This window comes from Armatimonadota bacterium, from assembly GCA_020354555.1.
Taxonomy (GTDB): domain Bacteria; phylum Armatimonadota; class Hebobacteria.
Window position 1 is genome coordinate 2,950,392 of record CP070648.1, and the last position, 15,196, is coordinate 2,965,587.

Genomic DNA, 15,196 nt, shown 5'->3' on the forward strand with positions numbered 1-15,196 from the left:
TGGTTCAGCGCAACCTGCGATTCCGTACGAATCCAGGGCCGGATGACGGAGCGCTCCTCCGTGCTAATCCGACGCTCGCGCGAGGACATGCGCAGGCGACGCATCCAATGCCCCTCGTCGGCACAGATGCTCCGCCTTGACTGAGGCGGACCCCGCGGCTATACTGGCCCGCGGAGATTGCCAGTGATGCACAAGGCCACCTTGATCTACAGCCCCACCTTCGCCGAGTACAAGCTGAGCGACACCCACCCCCTGCGCCCGGAGCGGCTCACCCTCGCCTTCGAGCTGATGCAGGCCTACGGCCTGTTCAGCGACTCGGGCGTGAACTCGCAGCAGCCCACCGAGGCCGGCCGAGAGTTCCTGCTCAAGGTGCACGCCGAGGAGTACGTGGATATCGTCAAGGCGCTGGGCGAGGGCAGGAGTGTTGATTCGCCCTCGCGCTATGGCCTCGACACCTCCGACAACCCCATCTTCCCCGGCATGTACGAGGCATCCGCGCTGTGCGTGGGCGGCTCGGTGCTGGCTGCGGACCTCGTTATCAACGGCAAGACCGAGGTCGCCTTCAACATCGGCGGGGGGCTGCATCATGCCCACCGTAACCGCGCCGCGGGATTCTGCGTGTTCAACGACCCCGCGATCGCCATCGCGCACATCCTCGAGCGCACCGACGACGACGCCAGAGTCGCCTACATCGACATAGACGCCCATCACGGCGACGGCGTCCAGGAGGCGTTCTACGACTCCAACCGCGTGCTCACCATCTCCCTCCACGAGACCGGCCGCTACCTCTTCCCCGGCACCGGCTTCGTCGAAGAGTCGGGGATCGGGGATGGCGTCGGCTATTCCGTCAACATTCCCCTCGCGCCGTACACCGACGACGAGACCTACCTCTGGGCATTCCGCGAAGTCGTGCCGCCGTTGATCGAAGCGTTCAGACCGGACTTCATTCTCACTCAACTCGGAGCAGACACCCACTACCGCGATCCGCTGACACACCTGGCGCTGACCACCGCCGGCTATACGGAAGTCCTCAATACCTTCAAGCGCCTGCCGGGCAAGTGGGTCGCCTGCGGCGGCGGGGGGTATGACCTCGAGGTCGTGCCGCGGGCGTGGACGCTCGCCTTCGCGGTCATGGCCGACCTCGACCTGCCCGACGAGATCCCCGGAGCCGCCGCCCGGCACTACCCCGACACTTCGGGCCGCTTGCGCGACGCCGAGGCGCCCGAGTCCGGCCCGGAACTGCGCGCCGGAATCAAAGTCATGGCCGAGCGCACGGTGCAGCAGATCAAACGCCTCATCTTCCCCCGCCACCGGCTGTGAACGTCTCGCGGCGCCTCTCCCGCCGCGTTCCGTGGAAGCCGCTGGTCGCTCGGCTCCCGCCACCGGTCCAGTTGTCCCGTTTCTCCCAATCCCCTTCGCTGTCGCTCCGCCAGCGGGAAGGAGCATCAGGCGCGGCGAACTGTACAGCAAAGGTCGTCACGATGGACCCTCGCACTCTGCGAGTTCTCGAGTATCATAGGATCGTCGAGCTGCTGGCCGAGCACGCGACCTCCACCGTCGGCAAAGAGCAGACCCGCGCCCTCGAGCCCGCGGCTGACCTCGACGTCGCGCGCGCGCGCCAGCAGGAGACCTCCGAGGCGCGATTCGTCCTCGAGGAGGACAGCGCGCCTCCGCTCGGCGGCATCCGCGATATCCGCGAAGTCGTGCGCGGTGCCGCAAAGCACCAGGTCCTCGAACCGGCGCACCTCCTCGACATCGCCGGTACCGCCTTCGCCGCTCGGCGCCTGCGGTCGTTCGTCCTCTCGCGCCAGGACGCTTGTCCGGCCCTCGCCGCTCACGCTCTCGGGCTCCGCGACTTCCGCCACCTTGAGGATGAGATCACGCATTGCGTGGACTCTCGCGCCCAGGTCAAAGACGACGCCAGCGAAGAGCTGACCCGTCTGCGCCAGCGTGCGCACGCGCTCCACGCATCCCTCGAGCAAAGGCTCCAGCGCGTCCTGCACAACCGACAGTACGAGCGCATGATCCAGGAGCCCCTCATCACGGTGCGTAACGGGCGCTACTGCATCCCGATCCGCAGCGAGTTCCGCACCGAGTTCCGCGGCATCATCCACGGCTCCTCGGCCAGCGGTGCGACCGTGTTCATGGAACCGCTCGCTCTCGTGGACACGGGCAACGATCTCGCCGAGGCGCGCGAGGAGGAGGAACGCGAGGTGCGCCGCATCCTCGCCGGCCTCAGCCAGGGAGTAGGCCGCGCCGCGCGAGAGCTGCTCGAAACCGTGGAGGTCCTCGCGACGCTCGACGCCATCTTCGCCCGCGCTCACCTCAGCCAGGCCCAGGACGCCTGCGCGCCGCAGCTTAACGCCGACGGCGTCATTGACGTCGTCGGCGCGCGCCACCCCTTGCTCGCCGGAGACGTCGTGCCCATTGACATCCGCATCGGCGAAGGATTCACCGCCCTCGTCATCACCGGCCCCAACACCGGCGGCAAGACCGTCAGCCTGAAGACGGTCGGCCTGCTCTCGCTTATGGCTCAGTCAGGGCTGCACGTGCCCGCCGAGCCAGGCAGCCGCCTCGCCGCCTTCAAGCAGATCTTCGCCGACATCGGCGACGAGCAGAGCATTCAGCAAAACCTGTCCACGTTCTCCTCCCACATGGCCCAGATCGTCGAGGTCATGCGCGCGGTCCCGCGCAACGCCAACGCCCTCGTGTTGCTCGATGAAATCGGCGCCGGCACCGACCCGGCGGAAGGCTCCGCCCTGGCCAAGGCGATACTCACCGAAATGCATTCGCGCGGCGCGCGGACCGTCGTGACCACCCACTACGGCGAACTCAAGGCCTTCGCCTACGCCCAGCCGGGCATCGAGAACGCGAGCGTCGAGTTCGACCCGCAGAGCCTCCAACCCACGTATCACCTGCGCATCGGCCTGCCCGGCAGCAGCACCGCCTTTGCCATCGCGCGGCGCCTGGGGCTGCCGGACGACGTCGTCTCTACCGCCCGCTCAATGCTCGGCGAAACCCAGACCGTGATGGAGGACGCCATCCGCGGCATCGAAGAGTCCCAGCGCCGCCTCCAGGCCGAACGCGCCGGCGCCGAACGCGAGCGCCGCGAGCTGCAGGCAGCGCGCGCCGACTTCGAACGCCGTCTCCGCGACCTGGAATCGAAGCGCAGCCAGATCCTGCGTGACGCCCGCCGCGAGGCGTCGCGTGTGCTCAACGAAACCCGCGCGCAAGCCGCGGAGATCATCGAGCGCCTGCAGCACGAAGCCCGCCGCAAGCCGAAACGCGCCGAGGCCGACCGCACCGCCCACCAGGCTCAAGGTGACCTCGCTCGCGTGGACGAGCGCGTGGAAGAGGCGTTGCCCGCTCCCCCGCCCGAGCCGGCACCGCCGCCCCCTAAGCCTGAGCCCGAGCCCGCGCAGCCCGTCGAGAAGATCCGTCCCGGCGAAGCCGTCATCGTCCGCACCGTCGGCCAGCGCGGCACCATCCTCGGCCCCGCCCCGGAAGAGGGTATGGTTGAGGTGCAGGTCGGCATACTCAAGCTCAAGGTGCGTACCGAAGATCTCGAGCAGGTGCCTCCGTCGGAGATGGAGCCTGCGCCCCAGTTGGCGAAGGCCGGGGAAGTCCCGCCCGAGATTCACCTGCGCGGGATGCGCGTGGCCGATGCCCTCGAAGTGCTCGACAAGTACCTCGACGATGCCATCCTTGCGGGCATGACGGAAGTGAGAATCGTTCACGGCCTTGGCACTGGCGCGGTACGCAACGCGGTGCGCGAGGCCTTGGCCAAACATCCCCACGTCCACGGGTACCGCCAGGGCCGCCGCGACGAGGGCGCCGCCGGCGTCACCATCGCCGAACTCGTCCCCGGCGACCCGGGCTAGCGCTCAGTCAACATAGTCTTCTCGTCACCTCCGATAAGTGAGCCGTAGGGCATGCACTTGCCTCCGGCCCAGAGTCGGGGAGGGTGGGCAGAAGACGTGCTTCCGACCTCCGACATTGTCGCAAGAATCAGTTGTCTGAGCACCAGCCGTCGATCTCCGCGGATAGCTTTCTTGCCGCTCCCGGGCGCGACTTCGCGCCAGAGGTCCACCCGCCTCCGGCGGGCGCGCCAGCGCTGACGTCTACTCGCCACAGGTGAGCCGCGAATCGCGGGGTCAGAGCCTGTCCTGGGCGCGGCCGAAACGCGGACCGCCCGGGCGTGGGCGAGGCACGCGCCCAGTGGCCCACGAAGCCTTGGCACGGCGGGCTCGCCGTCCTTGTGGGCACGGGAGAGAGACACGTGAAGATACACGGGGTCGGGAGGAATCCAGGCGCGAAAGCGCGGGTGACCGGCAGGACGCAGTCTGCCGGACTTGCCCCGGATTCCGACGCCTATCCCCCGGGGGCCTTCTTCTTCCCCAACTCCAGGATGTAGTTGATCCCCGCCTTGAGTTCCCGGTGGGTCAGGCTCCCGCCCTTGAAGTCGGTTTGCAGCAGCTTGTTGATCTCCGCGAACATCTCGTGGCTCGACTTGCCCTCGCCGAACCACCGGTCGATGTCCTCGCGCAGTCGCCGCAACCGGCGCTCCGGGATGCGCGCTATGCTCTCGCGCACCAGCTCCAGCGCGGCTTCCGCGTCGCTGCAGTTGCGCTCTTCGGCGGTGTCAACGTCCATGATGCAGAAGCTGTCGTTCGTCGGATGGTAGTCGACGTTGATCTGGCTCGTTGACCCGCCCGGCAGCTCGTAGACCAGCGCGAAGTTGACGACGCCGTCTTGCCCCGGCCACTCGGAGCGTTGCGCGCGCAGGTTGCCGTAGACGACGCGGTACTGATAATCGGCGAGCAGCGCCTGCAGGCGCTGCTCGCATTCCTCGAGTGCGGATGATGAAGACATGATCAACCAACGCCGCGCGTCCCCGGCCCCCACGGCGGCGCGCTACGTGTGTGAAGCTACTTCGGTTCGACCATGAGCCGAATCGCGGTGCGTTCCTGGCCGTCCACGTGAATATCGGCGAAGGCGGGCCGGCAGATGAGGTCCACTCCCGAGGGCGCCATGAACCCCCGCGCGATTGCCAATGCCTTCACGGCCTGATTCAGCGCGCCCGCGCCGATGGTCTGCATCTCCGCGCATCCCTTCTCGCGCACCACTCCAGCCAGGGCGCCTGCTACTGCATTCGGGTTCGATTTTGCTGATACTCGAAGGACCTCCATCGTGAGTCCTCCTTGCCGTGTCTTTGTAGATAACGTTGCAGCCGTGACGTCGCCGGCCCGGATCGTTTGCGATGCCTCCACATGCCGAGCACCGCCTGAGGAACGCACGCGCGCAAGGCTGCCGCGCTAGTTCTGCCCCTCAGCGGCCGACTCGACAAGCGGATCGGGCTCGACCTCCTGAAGCGTCTTGATGCTGCGGGCGCGGCCGGTTTCCTCGTCAATCTCAATCACAGCGGCGCCGATTACGACCGGCCCCCGCGCCAACTCGAATTTCTTCGGCATCTGCCGCGTGAACCGCTCGATCACCGTGCTCGGCTCGATCCCAAGCACCGAATCCCGCGGCCCGACCATGCCGACGTCCGTTATATACGCGGTACCCCCCGGCATCACCTGCGCGTCCGCCGTCTGCACGTGCGTGTGGGTGCCGATCACCGCGCTCACCCGCCCGTCCACCATCCATCCCATCGCCAGCTTCTCGCTGGTCGCCTCGCCGTGCATGTCCACCACGATCGCCCGGGCGGCCTCCCCCAACTCGGCGATCTGCCGCTCGACCTCGCGGAACGGGCAGTCAAGACACTCCATGAATACCCGCCCGCATAGGTTGATAACCGCCACCGGCACGCCGCTGCGTGACTCGAACACCCCAGCCCCGCGCCCGGGTGCCTCCGGCGGATAGTTGGCCGGGCGCAGCACCCGCGACTCCTGCGCCAGGAACTGCTCCGCCTCCTTCTTATTCCACACATGGTTTCCGGTCGTAATGACATCCACGCCGGGCGCCAGGATCTCCTCGGCTACGGAGGCGGTGATGCCGAACCCGGCCGCCGCGTTCTCGCCGTTGGCGATCACGAAATCCGGCTGCCAGCGTTCGACCAACTCCGGCAGCGCGCGCTGGAGCGCGCGGCGCCCGGGGCGGCCCACGATGTCCCCGATGAAGAGTATGTTCATAGATCGGCGCGCCCTGCGTCCGTTGCCGTATGCCACGCGTCTGTTGTCGCAAACCCTACGTTCACCGCCGCCCGCGTCCGCCGCGGCGGCGGCTTTTACTTCGCATATTCCACGGCGCGGGTCTCCCGGATGACCGTGACCTTGATCTGTCCCGGGTAGTCCAGCCCTTCCTCGATGTTGTGCACGATCTCCTTCGCCAGCCGCCCCGCGGCGAGGTCGTCCACGTCCTCCGGCTTGACGATGATGCGCACCTCGCGCCCCGCTTGAATCGCGAAGCACTTGTCCACCCCGGCGCACGACTCCGCTATCTTCTCCAGGTTCTCCAGGCGCTTGATATACGTCTCCAACGTCTCCTTGCGTGCGCCCGGGCGCGAGGCCGACACCGCGTCCCCGGCCTGCACCAACACCGCCTCGACCGTCCGGAACGGCTCCTCGGCGTGGTGCGCCGAGATCGCGTGGATGACCTCGTCGTTCTCCTTGTGATGGCGCGCGAGATCCGCGCCGATGGCCGCGTGGGTGCCTTCGACTTCGAAATCAACCGACTTGCCGATATCGTGCAGCAGGCCGGCACGCTTCGCGACCGCGACCGACGCGTGCAGCTCTCCTGCCATCACCCCGCATAGGTGGGCGACCTCGATCGAATGATCGAGCACGTTCTGCCCGTAGCTAGTGCGGAACTTGAGCTTGCCCAGCTGCCGCATCACATCCTTGGGCAAGCCGGTCACGCCGGTCTCGAGCACCGCCTGCTCGGCCGCCTCCTCGATCTTCTTCTCGACCTCCTTGCGCGCCCGCGCCACCGTCTCCTCGATGCGCCCGGGATGGATCCGCCCGTCGTTGATCAGATACGACAGGGTGGTGCGGGCGATCTCGCGGCGCACCGGGTCGAACGCCGATAGTACGACCGCCTCCGGCGTGTCGTCAATGATCAGATCCACGCCGGTTTCCGCCTCGAAGGCGCGGATGTTGCGCCCCTCGCGCCCGATGATGCGCCCCTTCATCTCGTCGCTCGGAAGGGGCACGACGGACACGGTGGTCTCCGCTGCCTGGTCAACCGCGCAGCGCTGAATTGCCATCGCCAGGATATCGCGCGCCTTGTTCTCGGCCTCCTCGCGAGCCGCCTCCTCGATCTCCCGTGCGAGTTTGGCGGCCTCGTGGCGAACCTCGTTCTCGACCTGCTCGAGCAGCAGTGCCTTCGCCTCTTGCGGCGTGACCCCCGAAATCCGCGCCAGCTCGGCGAGTTCACGCTCTTTGACCTCGACGATCTCCTGCCGCATGCGGTCGAGGTCCTTCTCGCGCCCATTGAGGGCGCGTTCGCGCTTCTCGGCACCGTCGAGCTTGCGCTCGAGATTCTCCTCCTTCTGTGCAATCCGGCGCTCCGCGCGCTGGATTTCGCTCCTGCGCTCCCGGTTCTCCCGGTCTATCTCCGTGCGCAGCCGGTGCGCCTCGTCCTTGGCTTCGAGCAACGCCTCCTTCTTGAGCCCATCTATCTCCTTCTGGGCATCCTCCAGGATGCGGCTCGCCTCCCTCAGCTTCGCGCCCGCTCGCTGCGATTGCTTGCTCCCGATCAGCCATGCGAGCGCGAGCACCACGATCCAACCGACTACCGATAGAACGATATACTGCGTTTCCATCTATGCAACTCCCTTCTTCGAGAGGCCGAAGGGCGGGAGAGTCATCCCATCGGCCTCAACCATGTTGCGCCCGGCGCCGCTGATCCCGACGCCGGCGGCGGCGGCCCGCCATACTCTACGAAGCGCTCCGCTCCCGGCGCGCCCGTGCGAGCGCCGCATCTATCACCTCAAACGTAAACCCTCGCCGCCGCAGCGCTGCGGCCAGGCGCCTCAGGCTTCCTGCTTCATCCTCGCCCGGCCGCGCCGCGTACCTGGCGGCCACTCTCAGTGCGGCATCCAGTTCCCGCTCCACGCCCATTTCTTCCTCGATCGCTCGCTGGATGATCTCTTCATCTACCCCCTTGCGGCGCAGCTCCCAGCGCACCACCAACGAGCCCCGAGGGTTGTTCGCCAGGCGCTCCCGCATCCACGCGCGGGCGAACGCCTCATCATCTACCAGCCCCGCCATTTCCAGCGCATCCACCGCCGCGCGAATCACCGGCTCCGCGAACCCCTTGCGCGCTAGCCGCTCGGCCAGCTCCCACCGGCTCCGCGCGCGGTACCCCAACAGCCGCAGACACGCCTCGCGTGCCCGCTCGACCTCTCGCCGCGAGCAATCGCTGCTCAGGCTATCCTCCCTCAGGCCTAAGAGTCGCGCGGCGACGGGCCTCGCGGTCTTGTTGACCGCCGCTATTCCTCGGCCGCCGCGTCATCTTCATCCGCCGCACTGGCCCCGTCGGCGCCGACCTGCTGGCGGATGCGATCCTCGATCTCCTGGGCCAGCTCCGCGTTGCTCTCCAATGTCTCTCGTGCGTTCTCGCGCCCCTGCCCGAGGCGGGTATCGCCGTAGCTGAGAAACGCCCCCGACTTGGTGATCAGCCCGAGCCCCAGGCCGACGTCGAGAATGCAACCGCCGTGGGATATCCCCTTGCCGTAGATCATGTCGAACTCGGCCTGCCGGAACGGCGGCGCGACCTTGTTCTTGACTACCCGCGCGCGGCTGCGCGCGCCGATGACCTGCGTCCCGGACTTGAGGTTCTCCACCCGCCGCAGCTCGATGCGCACCGACGACCAGAACTTGAGCGCGCGGCCGCCGGGCGTGACTTCCGGATTGCCGAACATGATGCCGATCTTCTCGCGGAGCTGGTTCAGGAAGACCCCAACCGTGCGCGTCGTCGCCAGCGATCCCGAGAGCTTGCGCATCGCCTTGCTCATCAGCCGCGCTTGGAGCCCGACGTGCGAATCGCCCATTTCCCCTTCCAGCTCCGTCTGGGGAACCAGCGCGGCGACCGAGTCCACCACGAAAATGTCAATCGCGCCGCTGCGCACCAGCATGTCGGCGATATCCAGCGCCTGCTCCCCGGTGTCGGGCTGTGACAGCAGAAGCTCGTCAACGTTGACCCCGACCGCCTTGGCGTACGCGGGATCGAGCGCGTGTTCCGCGTCGATGAACGCGGCGGTTCCCCCGCGCTTCTGCGCTTCGGCGACGATGTGATATGCAAGCGTGGTCTTCCCCGAGGCCTCGTTCCCGAAAATCTCGATAATCCTCCCGCGCGGCACGCCCCCGACACCCAGCGCGAGGTCGAGCGTCAGCGCACCCGTCGGAATCGCATCCACCGACAGCCGCGACGACGCCTCGCCGAGGCGCATGACTGAACCCTTGCCGAATTGCTTCTCGATCTGGCCGATGGCCAGCTCCAACGCCTTCGCTTTGTCCGACATCATCCCTCTCCCTGCTCCGTCGGCGCTCCCGCGAGATCAAACGCATGCTGACTCGTATAGATGGGTCCCGTCGGGCGCAGGTCGCTGCGCATCAGCTCGACGCGCCTGACCTCCATCTCACCAAACGGCCGCTCGCGCATCGCCCGTATCTCGGCGGCGAGCCCGTCACGCCCGCCCGCGCTGCGGCACCGGCCCACTGTGACATGCGGGCTGAACCCCCGCGCTTCCCTGTCAAATCCCAATGGCTCCAGCGCCGCCTCTACCCGCTCCGCCAGCCGCGCAAGCTCCTCCGCGCCCTCTTTGACTCCCACCCAGATCACCCGCGGCGCTGTTGCCGACGGGAACCCGCCCGTGCCCTCGATCCGCAGGCGGAACGGCGCCTCCGCTTCCACGGCCGGCCTCACCGCCTCGACGATCGGCGCCAGCCGCGCGTCATCCACCCACCCCAGGAACTTGAGCGTCAGGTGCATGTTGTCCGGGCGCACCCACTTGACGTCGCCGCCCGTGCGTCGCAGCGAACCCTGCGCCTCACCGATGGCCTGGCGTAGGTTCCCGTCCAGGTTGACGGCCACGAAAGCCCGCATCGTCTCGATCCAGCGCCTCGCCGCACGGCAGCAACGCAGCGCCTTTTCCCCTACGTCCTAGTCTTCTGCGCGCGCCCGTGCTAGCCTCTCGGCCTCGCTCAGCACCAACGCCAACGCCGCGTTCGCCGCTCGCGACTTGATCATGTCACGCGCGCCGCCAAAACGGTGTTCCTCGCACTTCTCCCCGTCCGGGCCGCAGAAGCCAATGTACGTCAGGCCGACCGGCTTCCGCGCCGTGCCGCCCGAAGGGCCGGCAATCCCCGTTACCGAAACCGCGACATCCGACCCAAGCACCCGGCGCGCTCCCGCAGCCATCGCGAGGGCGGTCGGCTCGCTCACCGCTCCGTGTTCCTCCAGCACCGTCTCCGCAACGCCGAGCAACTCCACCTTCGCGCGATTGCCGTACGTTACAAGCGAACCGAGAAAGTAGTCCGAGCTGCCCGGAACTTGCGTTATCCGGTGGCCGATCAGGCCCCCGGTGCACGATTCAGCGGCCCCGAGGGTCAGCCCGGCCACCCGCAGGCGCTCGCCGACAGCCGCCTCCAACGACTCCTCGTCGCGGCCGTACATGAATCCCCCGGCGCGCTCCCGCACCGCCGCTTCGAGGGGATCGAGCATCGCCTCCGCCGCGTCCGCGTCCGCCGCCTTCGCGGTCAGGCGCACGTGCACCTCGCCGGTACACGCGAGGAGCGCAATGGTGGGATTGCTCTGCGCCGCAACCAGATCCCCGATTAGATTCTCCAGCGTGGATTCGCCGATACCGACGAACCTGAGCACCCGCGATCGGATGACGCTGTCCGGCGACAGGCGGCGCAGCTCCGGCAGTAGGCTCTCCTCGGCCATCGCCTCCATTTCTCTGGGCACGCCGGGCAGGGCGCACACGACATGGCCATCCTCTTCGACCATGAAGCCCGGAGCGCTGCCGACGGGGTTGGGCATGATGCGTGATCCCGCGGGCACGCGCGCCTGCTTCATGTGGCTGTCGAGGACGGGGATGCCGCGGGTCTCGAGGAGCGACCGAATACGTCTCGCGCAGGATTCGTCGAAGATGAGTTCGCGGTTGAGGGCGAGCGCGATCGCCTCCGACGTGACATCATCGGCCGTCGGGCCGAGGCCGCCGGTTACGATCACGGCGTCGGCGTGGTTCAGCCCGTCACGCACCGCCGCGCGGATGCGCTCAACGTTGTCACCGACCGTGACGTGCCGATAGACGTCTATGCCGACGTCCGGCAGTCTGCGCGACAGGTAGGCGGCGTTGGTGTTGACGATCTGACCAAGGAGAAGCTCGGTTCCTACCGAGAGGATTTCCGCTCGCATGCGGTCCCCTGGAGCGCGCCGACCGTCGCGGGCCTGCGGCGCGCTCGTTCCGCGGGCTCGCCCGCTGTGACACCGCACAGTCGGCCTGTGCCCGCATTCTAACCCGGATTACCCATGACCGACCTCGCGCCCTGCGCGCGGTGCGCCTATGAAGTATCATGAATAGCGCGGCGCACCCCAGGCAGCACGCTCAGAGATCGGTAGCGCCGACCCGCGCCGGGTATGAGTAATACCGGCTAACGCTGCCATTATAGCCCATTCCCGCGCCCGCGGCAAGCGCATCCCGCTGATGGCGCCGGGGCAGCGTCCCTCAGTGGCTGGCCGGTGAGATCGACTCGACAACGCCCCCGACCAGCGCGCCCATCGCCGCCCCAGCGAGAGCCATGACCAGTACCTCCGCTGCCACTATCGGCGCCGGCGTCCCCGCAATCGTACCGGTAAGCAGCATCTGCGCGAACCACATGCCCGCGGCCAGCGCCCCGCCGACCTTCCCACCGGTCCAGATCCCGCCCCCGTAGTACGCGCTCAACGCTCCGATGATCGCCCCGTTGATCGCCCCCACGATGAAGCCCTGCGCGACGTACACCGCGACCGTTCCCCCCTCGAGTATCCCCGAGCCGGCTTCGGCCAGCAGTCCGGTCACTACGCCAAGCGCCCCGCCTCCCGTCACTGCGCCGGCGATGATGCTTCGAACCAGCAGCCGCCTGGCACCTCGTGCGGCTGACACGTGGTCGGCTGGCACCCGGCTCTCCGGGCGGGGCGCAGTCCGCTCAGACGGGCCACTCAGCCGCAGCGGTCCGAGCGTCCCCAACTCCGAAGTGTCCTCCGCGCTTGGCCTCTTGTCCGGCGCAGCTCTCGCTCCGGCGGCCGCCGCTTTTACGTCGGCGTCATCGTCCGTGGAAGCGCCGAGCCGCGTGCCACAGTTCCAGCAGGTCTCCCGGCCCGGCGGATTATGCTGATGGCAGTGCTCGCATTCCACCGTCGTCTCGACTTCACCCCGCCGAATTCCCCGGCCAGGCCGTCAATAGGTGATCCGAAATGACCTGAACTCGCCGATCGCCGCCCGCCACTGTGCGTCAACCGCCTCGACGCGCGCGCTCGCTGGCCCGCGGCGCAGATGCCCCAGTAAGGCCTGCAGCGACTTCTCACGCCCCTCGGCGACCACCTCGACCTCGTCGCCGACCGTGTTGCGCACCCAGCCGGTCAGCCCCAGCTCAATCGCCCGGCGCTGGACGAACGCGCGAAAGCCTACCGCTTGCACCCTGCCCCGGATTGTAGCGTGGAGCCGTTGATCGGGCATTCTCTGCGCCTGCCCCTCCTCACGCACGTCACGGGCGGGGTGTCGCACCGGTGCCGCGGGTGCTTCTCGCGTCCGCAGCGGCCGCGCCCGCGCCCGATCGCCGCCGACATAGCCCCGCAACGAGCAGTTCCAGCGCCATCCGCGGCTCCGACACACCCTCGCCGATGCCCTTCAGGGCAAGCTCCGCCGCGAGCACGCGGCGCAGCGCGTAGGCCAACTGCGGCCACGAGAACCGCCGCGCCTGTCCCGCCAGTCGGTTGACCAGCCACTGGCGGCTGGACAGATAGCGCCGTATGTCGGCGTCCTCCGGCAGCAAGGCCTCGGCCTCATCTGAGGGTTCCTTCCCCGGGCGCCAGCCCGTATCGAGCAGCACCTTAGTCTGCCAGATGAGCCGAAACTGGCGGGCGATGAAAGCCAGCGCCGTGGTCGGTTCGACGCCTTGGTATTGCACGAGATCGCGCAGCACCGCCAGCGCCTGATCCGCATCGCCGGCGCCGATGGCGTCGCCCACCGCGAAGACATTATCCTCAGGGGCACGTACCGTCAACTCCTCAACGTGGCGCTTGGATATGCCGCTCCCCTCCGATGCGACCAGCACAAGCTTCTCGACCTCACGTGCGATCCTACCGAGGTCGGTGCCGACGCGCTCGGTCAACAGCGCGGCGACGGCCGGCTTCATGGTGCTGCCCAGGGATTGCGCGTAGTCGGCAGCCCACGCGGCAGCCTCCTCCCGCCTCATCGCGGCGCATTCGACTACGCTGCCCGACTCCGCGACCGCCTTAATCAACTCCGCGCTCAAGCGGCTCTTCGCCTCTCCGCCGGCTGACCTCCGGCGCTCGGATCGCTGGCCGCGCGCTCCCTCCGTGAGAATCACCGTCGTGCCCGGCGCCGCGCGCAGATTGCTCGCCAGTTCGCGCTGTTCGGCATTCGTCATGTTCTCCACGCCGTCCACCACGAGCACGCGGACGGGACTCAGGCTCGCGGCTGTCTGCGCCCTACCCGAGATCGCGGCCGCCCTGACTCCTTTGCCGACGACGAAAGTCTCCACCGCATAGTCGCGGTCCTCGGGCGAAACCAGGCGTTCCACGATCCCGTTGCGCACCCGCAGCTTCAGTTCGTACTCGGGGCCATGCAGCAGACACCACTGGCCCTGCGGATCGTATCCCTGCTTGTGGAATTGGGCGGCGGAAAGCTTAGGCATAGGACTGTTCGGCGGCGTCGCCGGTCACGGCGAGCTTATGACTCTCGGTTTCCGTTGGCGCACGCGCTCTTCCTGCCCAAGGCAGACCTCATCGCGAACGCGCGACGACCAGCTCTTGAGAATGACCAGCCCGGTGCGGGAAAAGCCTGACCTCACCCGTCGAGTACTCCCCCCGACATCTCCGAGAACAACCGATAGCACTCGTACAGCGCGCGGGGGACATGGAAACACCCCTTCCACTTCCCGCCCTTCAGCGGCAGCAGCACTTCGCCGCGCCGGTCGAGATACCCGTACCACTCCCCGTACTCCGGGTCCGGAAATCGCTCCCACGCATACTCATGCACCCGCTCATACCACTCCCAGCATTCCTTGCGCCCCGTGAGCAGGTAGCCCATTGCCGTCGCCACCAGCGTCTCCAGATGCACCCACCACAGCTTCTGATCCCACTCCAGTTGCTGCGGCGGCTTGCCCTCCGCGTCGAGGAAGTAGAAGATCCCGCCGTGCTGCTTGTCCCATCCGAACTCGAGAATGCTCAGCGCGAGATCGACGCACTTCGCAATGAGCGCGTCATCCCTCTTGCGCCTCGCGATGTCCATGATAAACCACATGCCCTCGATGCCGTGTCCGGGGTTGATGAGCCGGCCGTCGAAGCAGTCACAGTGAGCCCCCTCTGCCAGCACGTTCTCGAATATCAGGCCGCGCTCGTCGTCAACGAACAGCGTCATGACCTCGTCCACGCAGCGGTCAACCAGTCCCCACGTCTCCTCCTCGCCGAGCAGCCATTCCATCTCCAGGGTCAGGTTCGACAGGATCATCGGGATCGCGAACGGGCGCAGCGGGCGCGTGCCCGGCACGGCCTTCGAGTACTTCCCCTTGGGATTGTCCTTGCGCCGCCAGACGTTATGATAGGTCGTGAGCGCAAGCTCCTTCGCCGCCTCATCTCCGGTCGCCAGCGCATACTGACTGAACGCCATGGCCGCGAACGCATCAGAGAAGATGTTGTACGGCTGCACCAGCGGATTGCCCCGCCGATCCAGCGCGAAATACCAGTTGCCTTCCCCGTCCATCCCGTGCGCGCGCAGGAACTCCGCCCCGTGGCGCGCGATGCTGAGCCATTCATCCCGCCGCTCGAAGCGGTTGTACAGCATCGAGAACGTCCACACCTCGCGCGCCTGGAGCCACACGAACTTGTCGGTATCGTACACATCGCCCGCGCGGTCGAGGCAGGTGAAGTATCCGCCGCACTCCCGGTCGAGGGAATGCTTCTGCCAGAACGGCAGCACGTCGTCAAGCAGATTGGTGAGGTAGAGCTGAGCGTACTCCGCGAA

14 protein-coding genes are annotated in these 15,196 nt (G+C 67.4%); 2 read left to right on the forward strand and 12 right to left on the reverse strand.

The genetic code is table 11. The features are described from left to right. Positions 1-186 precede the first annotated feature (186 nt). Positions 187-1,320, forward strand: coding sequence for an acetoin utilization protein AcuC (locus JSV65_12085; GenBank protein UCH33309.1), 1,134 nt, complete (start codon positions 187-189; stop codon positions 1,318-1,320). Positions 1,321-1,481: 161 nt separating this feature from the next. Beyond that, on the forward strand, positions 1,482-3,881 hold the full coding sequence (locus JSV65_12090) for an endonuclease MutS2 (GenBank protein ID UCH33310.1): 2,400 nt from the start codon (positions 1,482-1,484) through the stop codon (positions 3,879-3,881). Between the two features lie 490 nt (positions 3,882-4,371). Here JSV65_12090 and JSV65_12095 read toward each other — a convergent pair whose 3' ends face one another. From JSV65_12095 to JSV65_12150, 12 genes are all read right to left on the reverse strand, one after another. Further along, positions 4,372-4,872, reverse strand: coding sequence for a hypothetical protein (locus JSV65_12095; GenBank protein UCH33311.1), 501 nt, complete (start codon positions 4,870-4,872; stop codon positions 4,372-4,374). 56 nt (positions 4,873-4,928) lie between these two features. Next, on the reverse strand, positions 4,929-5,189 hold the full coding sequence (locus JSV65_12100) for a stage V sporulation protein S (GenBank protein ID UCH33312.1): 261 nt from the start codon (positions 5,187-5,189) through the stop codon (positions 4,929-4,931). A gap of 126 nt (positions 5,190-5,315) precedes the next feature. Then, positions 5,316-6,134, reverse strand: coding sequence for a TIGR00282 family metallophosphoesterase (locus JSV65_12105; protein ID UCH33313.1), 819 nt, complete (start codon positions 6,132-6,134; stop codon positions 5,316-5,318). 95 nt (positions 6,135-6,229) lie between these two features. Beyond that, positions 6,230-7,765: a ribonuclease Y gene (gene rny, locus JSV65_12110; GenBank protein UCH33314.1), complete on the reverse strand. Its 1,536-nt coding sequence runs from the start codon at positions 7,763-7,765 to the stop codon at positions 6,230-6,232. Between the two features lie 115 nt (positions 7,766-7,880). Further along, positions 7,881-8,312 carry a regulatory protein RecX gene (locus tag JSV65_12115; protein UCH33315.1) on the reverse strand — a complete coding sequence of 144 codons (432 nt, stop codon included), beginning with the start codon at positions 8,310-8,312 and terminating at the stop codon, positions 7,881-7,883. 122 nt (positions 8,313-8,434) lie between these two features. After that, positions 8,435-9,469: a recombinase RecA gene (gene recA, locus JSV65_12120; protein ID UCH33316.1), complete on the reverse strand. Its 1,035-nt coding sequence runs from the start codon at positions 9,467-9,469 to the stop codon at positions 8,435-8,437. Continuing rightward, entirely contained in the window at positions 9,466-10,050 is a 585-nt protein-coding gene (gene thpR / locus JSV65_12125) for an RNA 2',3'-cyclic phosphodiesterase (protein UCH33317.1), read from the reverse strand. The genes recA and thpR overlap by 4 nt, the downstream gene beginning before the upstream one ends. Before the next feature lie 57 nt (positions 10,051-10,107). Next, positions 10,108-11,367 (reverse strand): competence/damage-inducible protein A, encoded by a 1,260-nt coding sequence (locus tag JSV65_12130; GenBank protein UCH33318.1) that lies wholly within the window; start codon positions 11,365-11,367, stop codon positions 10,108-10,110. Between the two features lie 310 nt (positions 11,368-11,677). Beyond that, positions 11,678-12,109, reverse strand: coding sequence for a hypothetical protein (locus JSV65_12135; protein UCH33319.1), 432 nt, complete (start codon positions 12,107-12,109; stop codon positions 11,678-11,680). 279 nt (positions 12,110-12,388) lie between these two features. Then, positions 12,389-12,667: an acylphosphatase gene (locus JSV65_12140; protein ID UCH33320.1), complete on the reverse strand. Its 279-nt coding sequence runs from the start codon at positions 12,665-12,667 to the stop codon at positions 12,389-12,391. A gap of 28 nt (positions 12,668-12,695) precedes the next feature. Next, positions 12,696-13,868, reverse strand: a complete 1,173-nt coding sequence (gene holA, locus JSV65_12145; GenBank protein ID UCH33321.1) for a DNA polymerase III subunit delta — start codon at positions 13,866-13,868, stop codon at positions 12,696-12,698. Between the two features lie 152 nt (positions 13,869-14,020). Continuing rightward, positions 14,021-15,196 (reverse strand): AGE family epimerase/isomerase (locus JSV65_12150; protein ID UCH33322.1); only part of this gene is annotated, 1,176 nt, incomplete at its 5' end.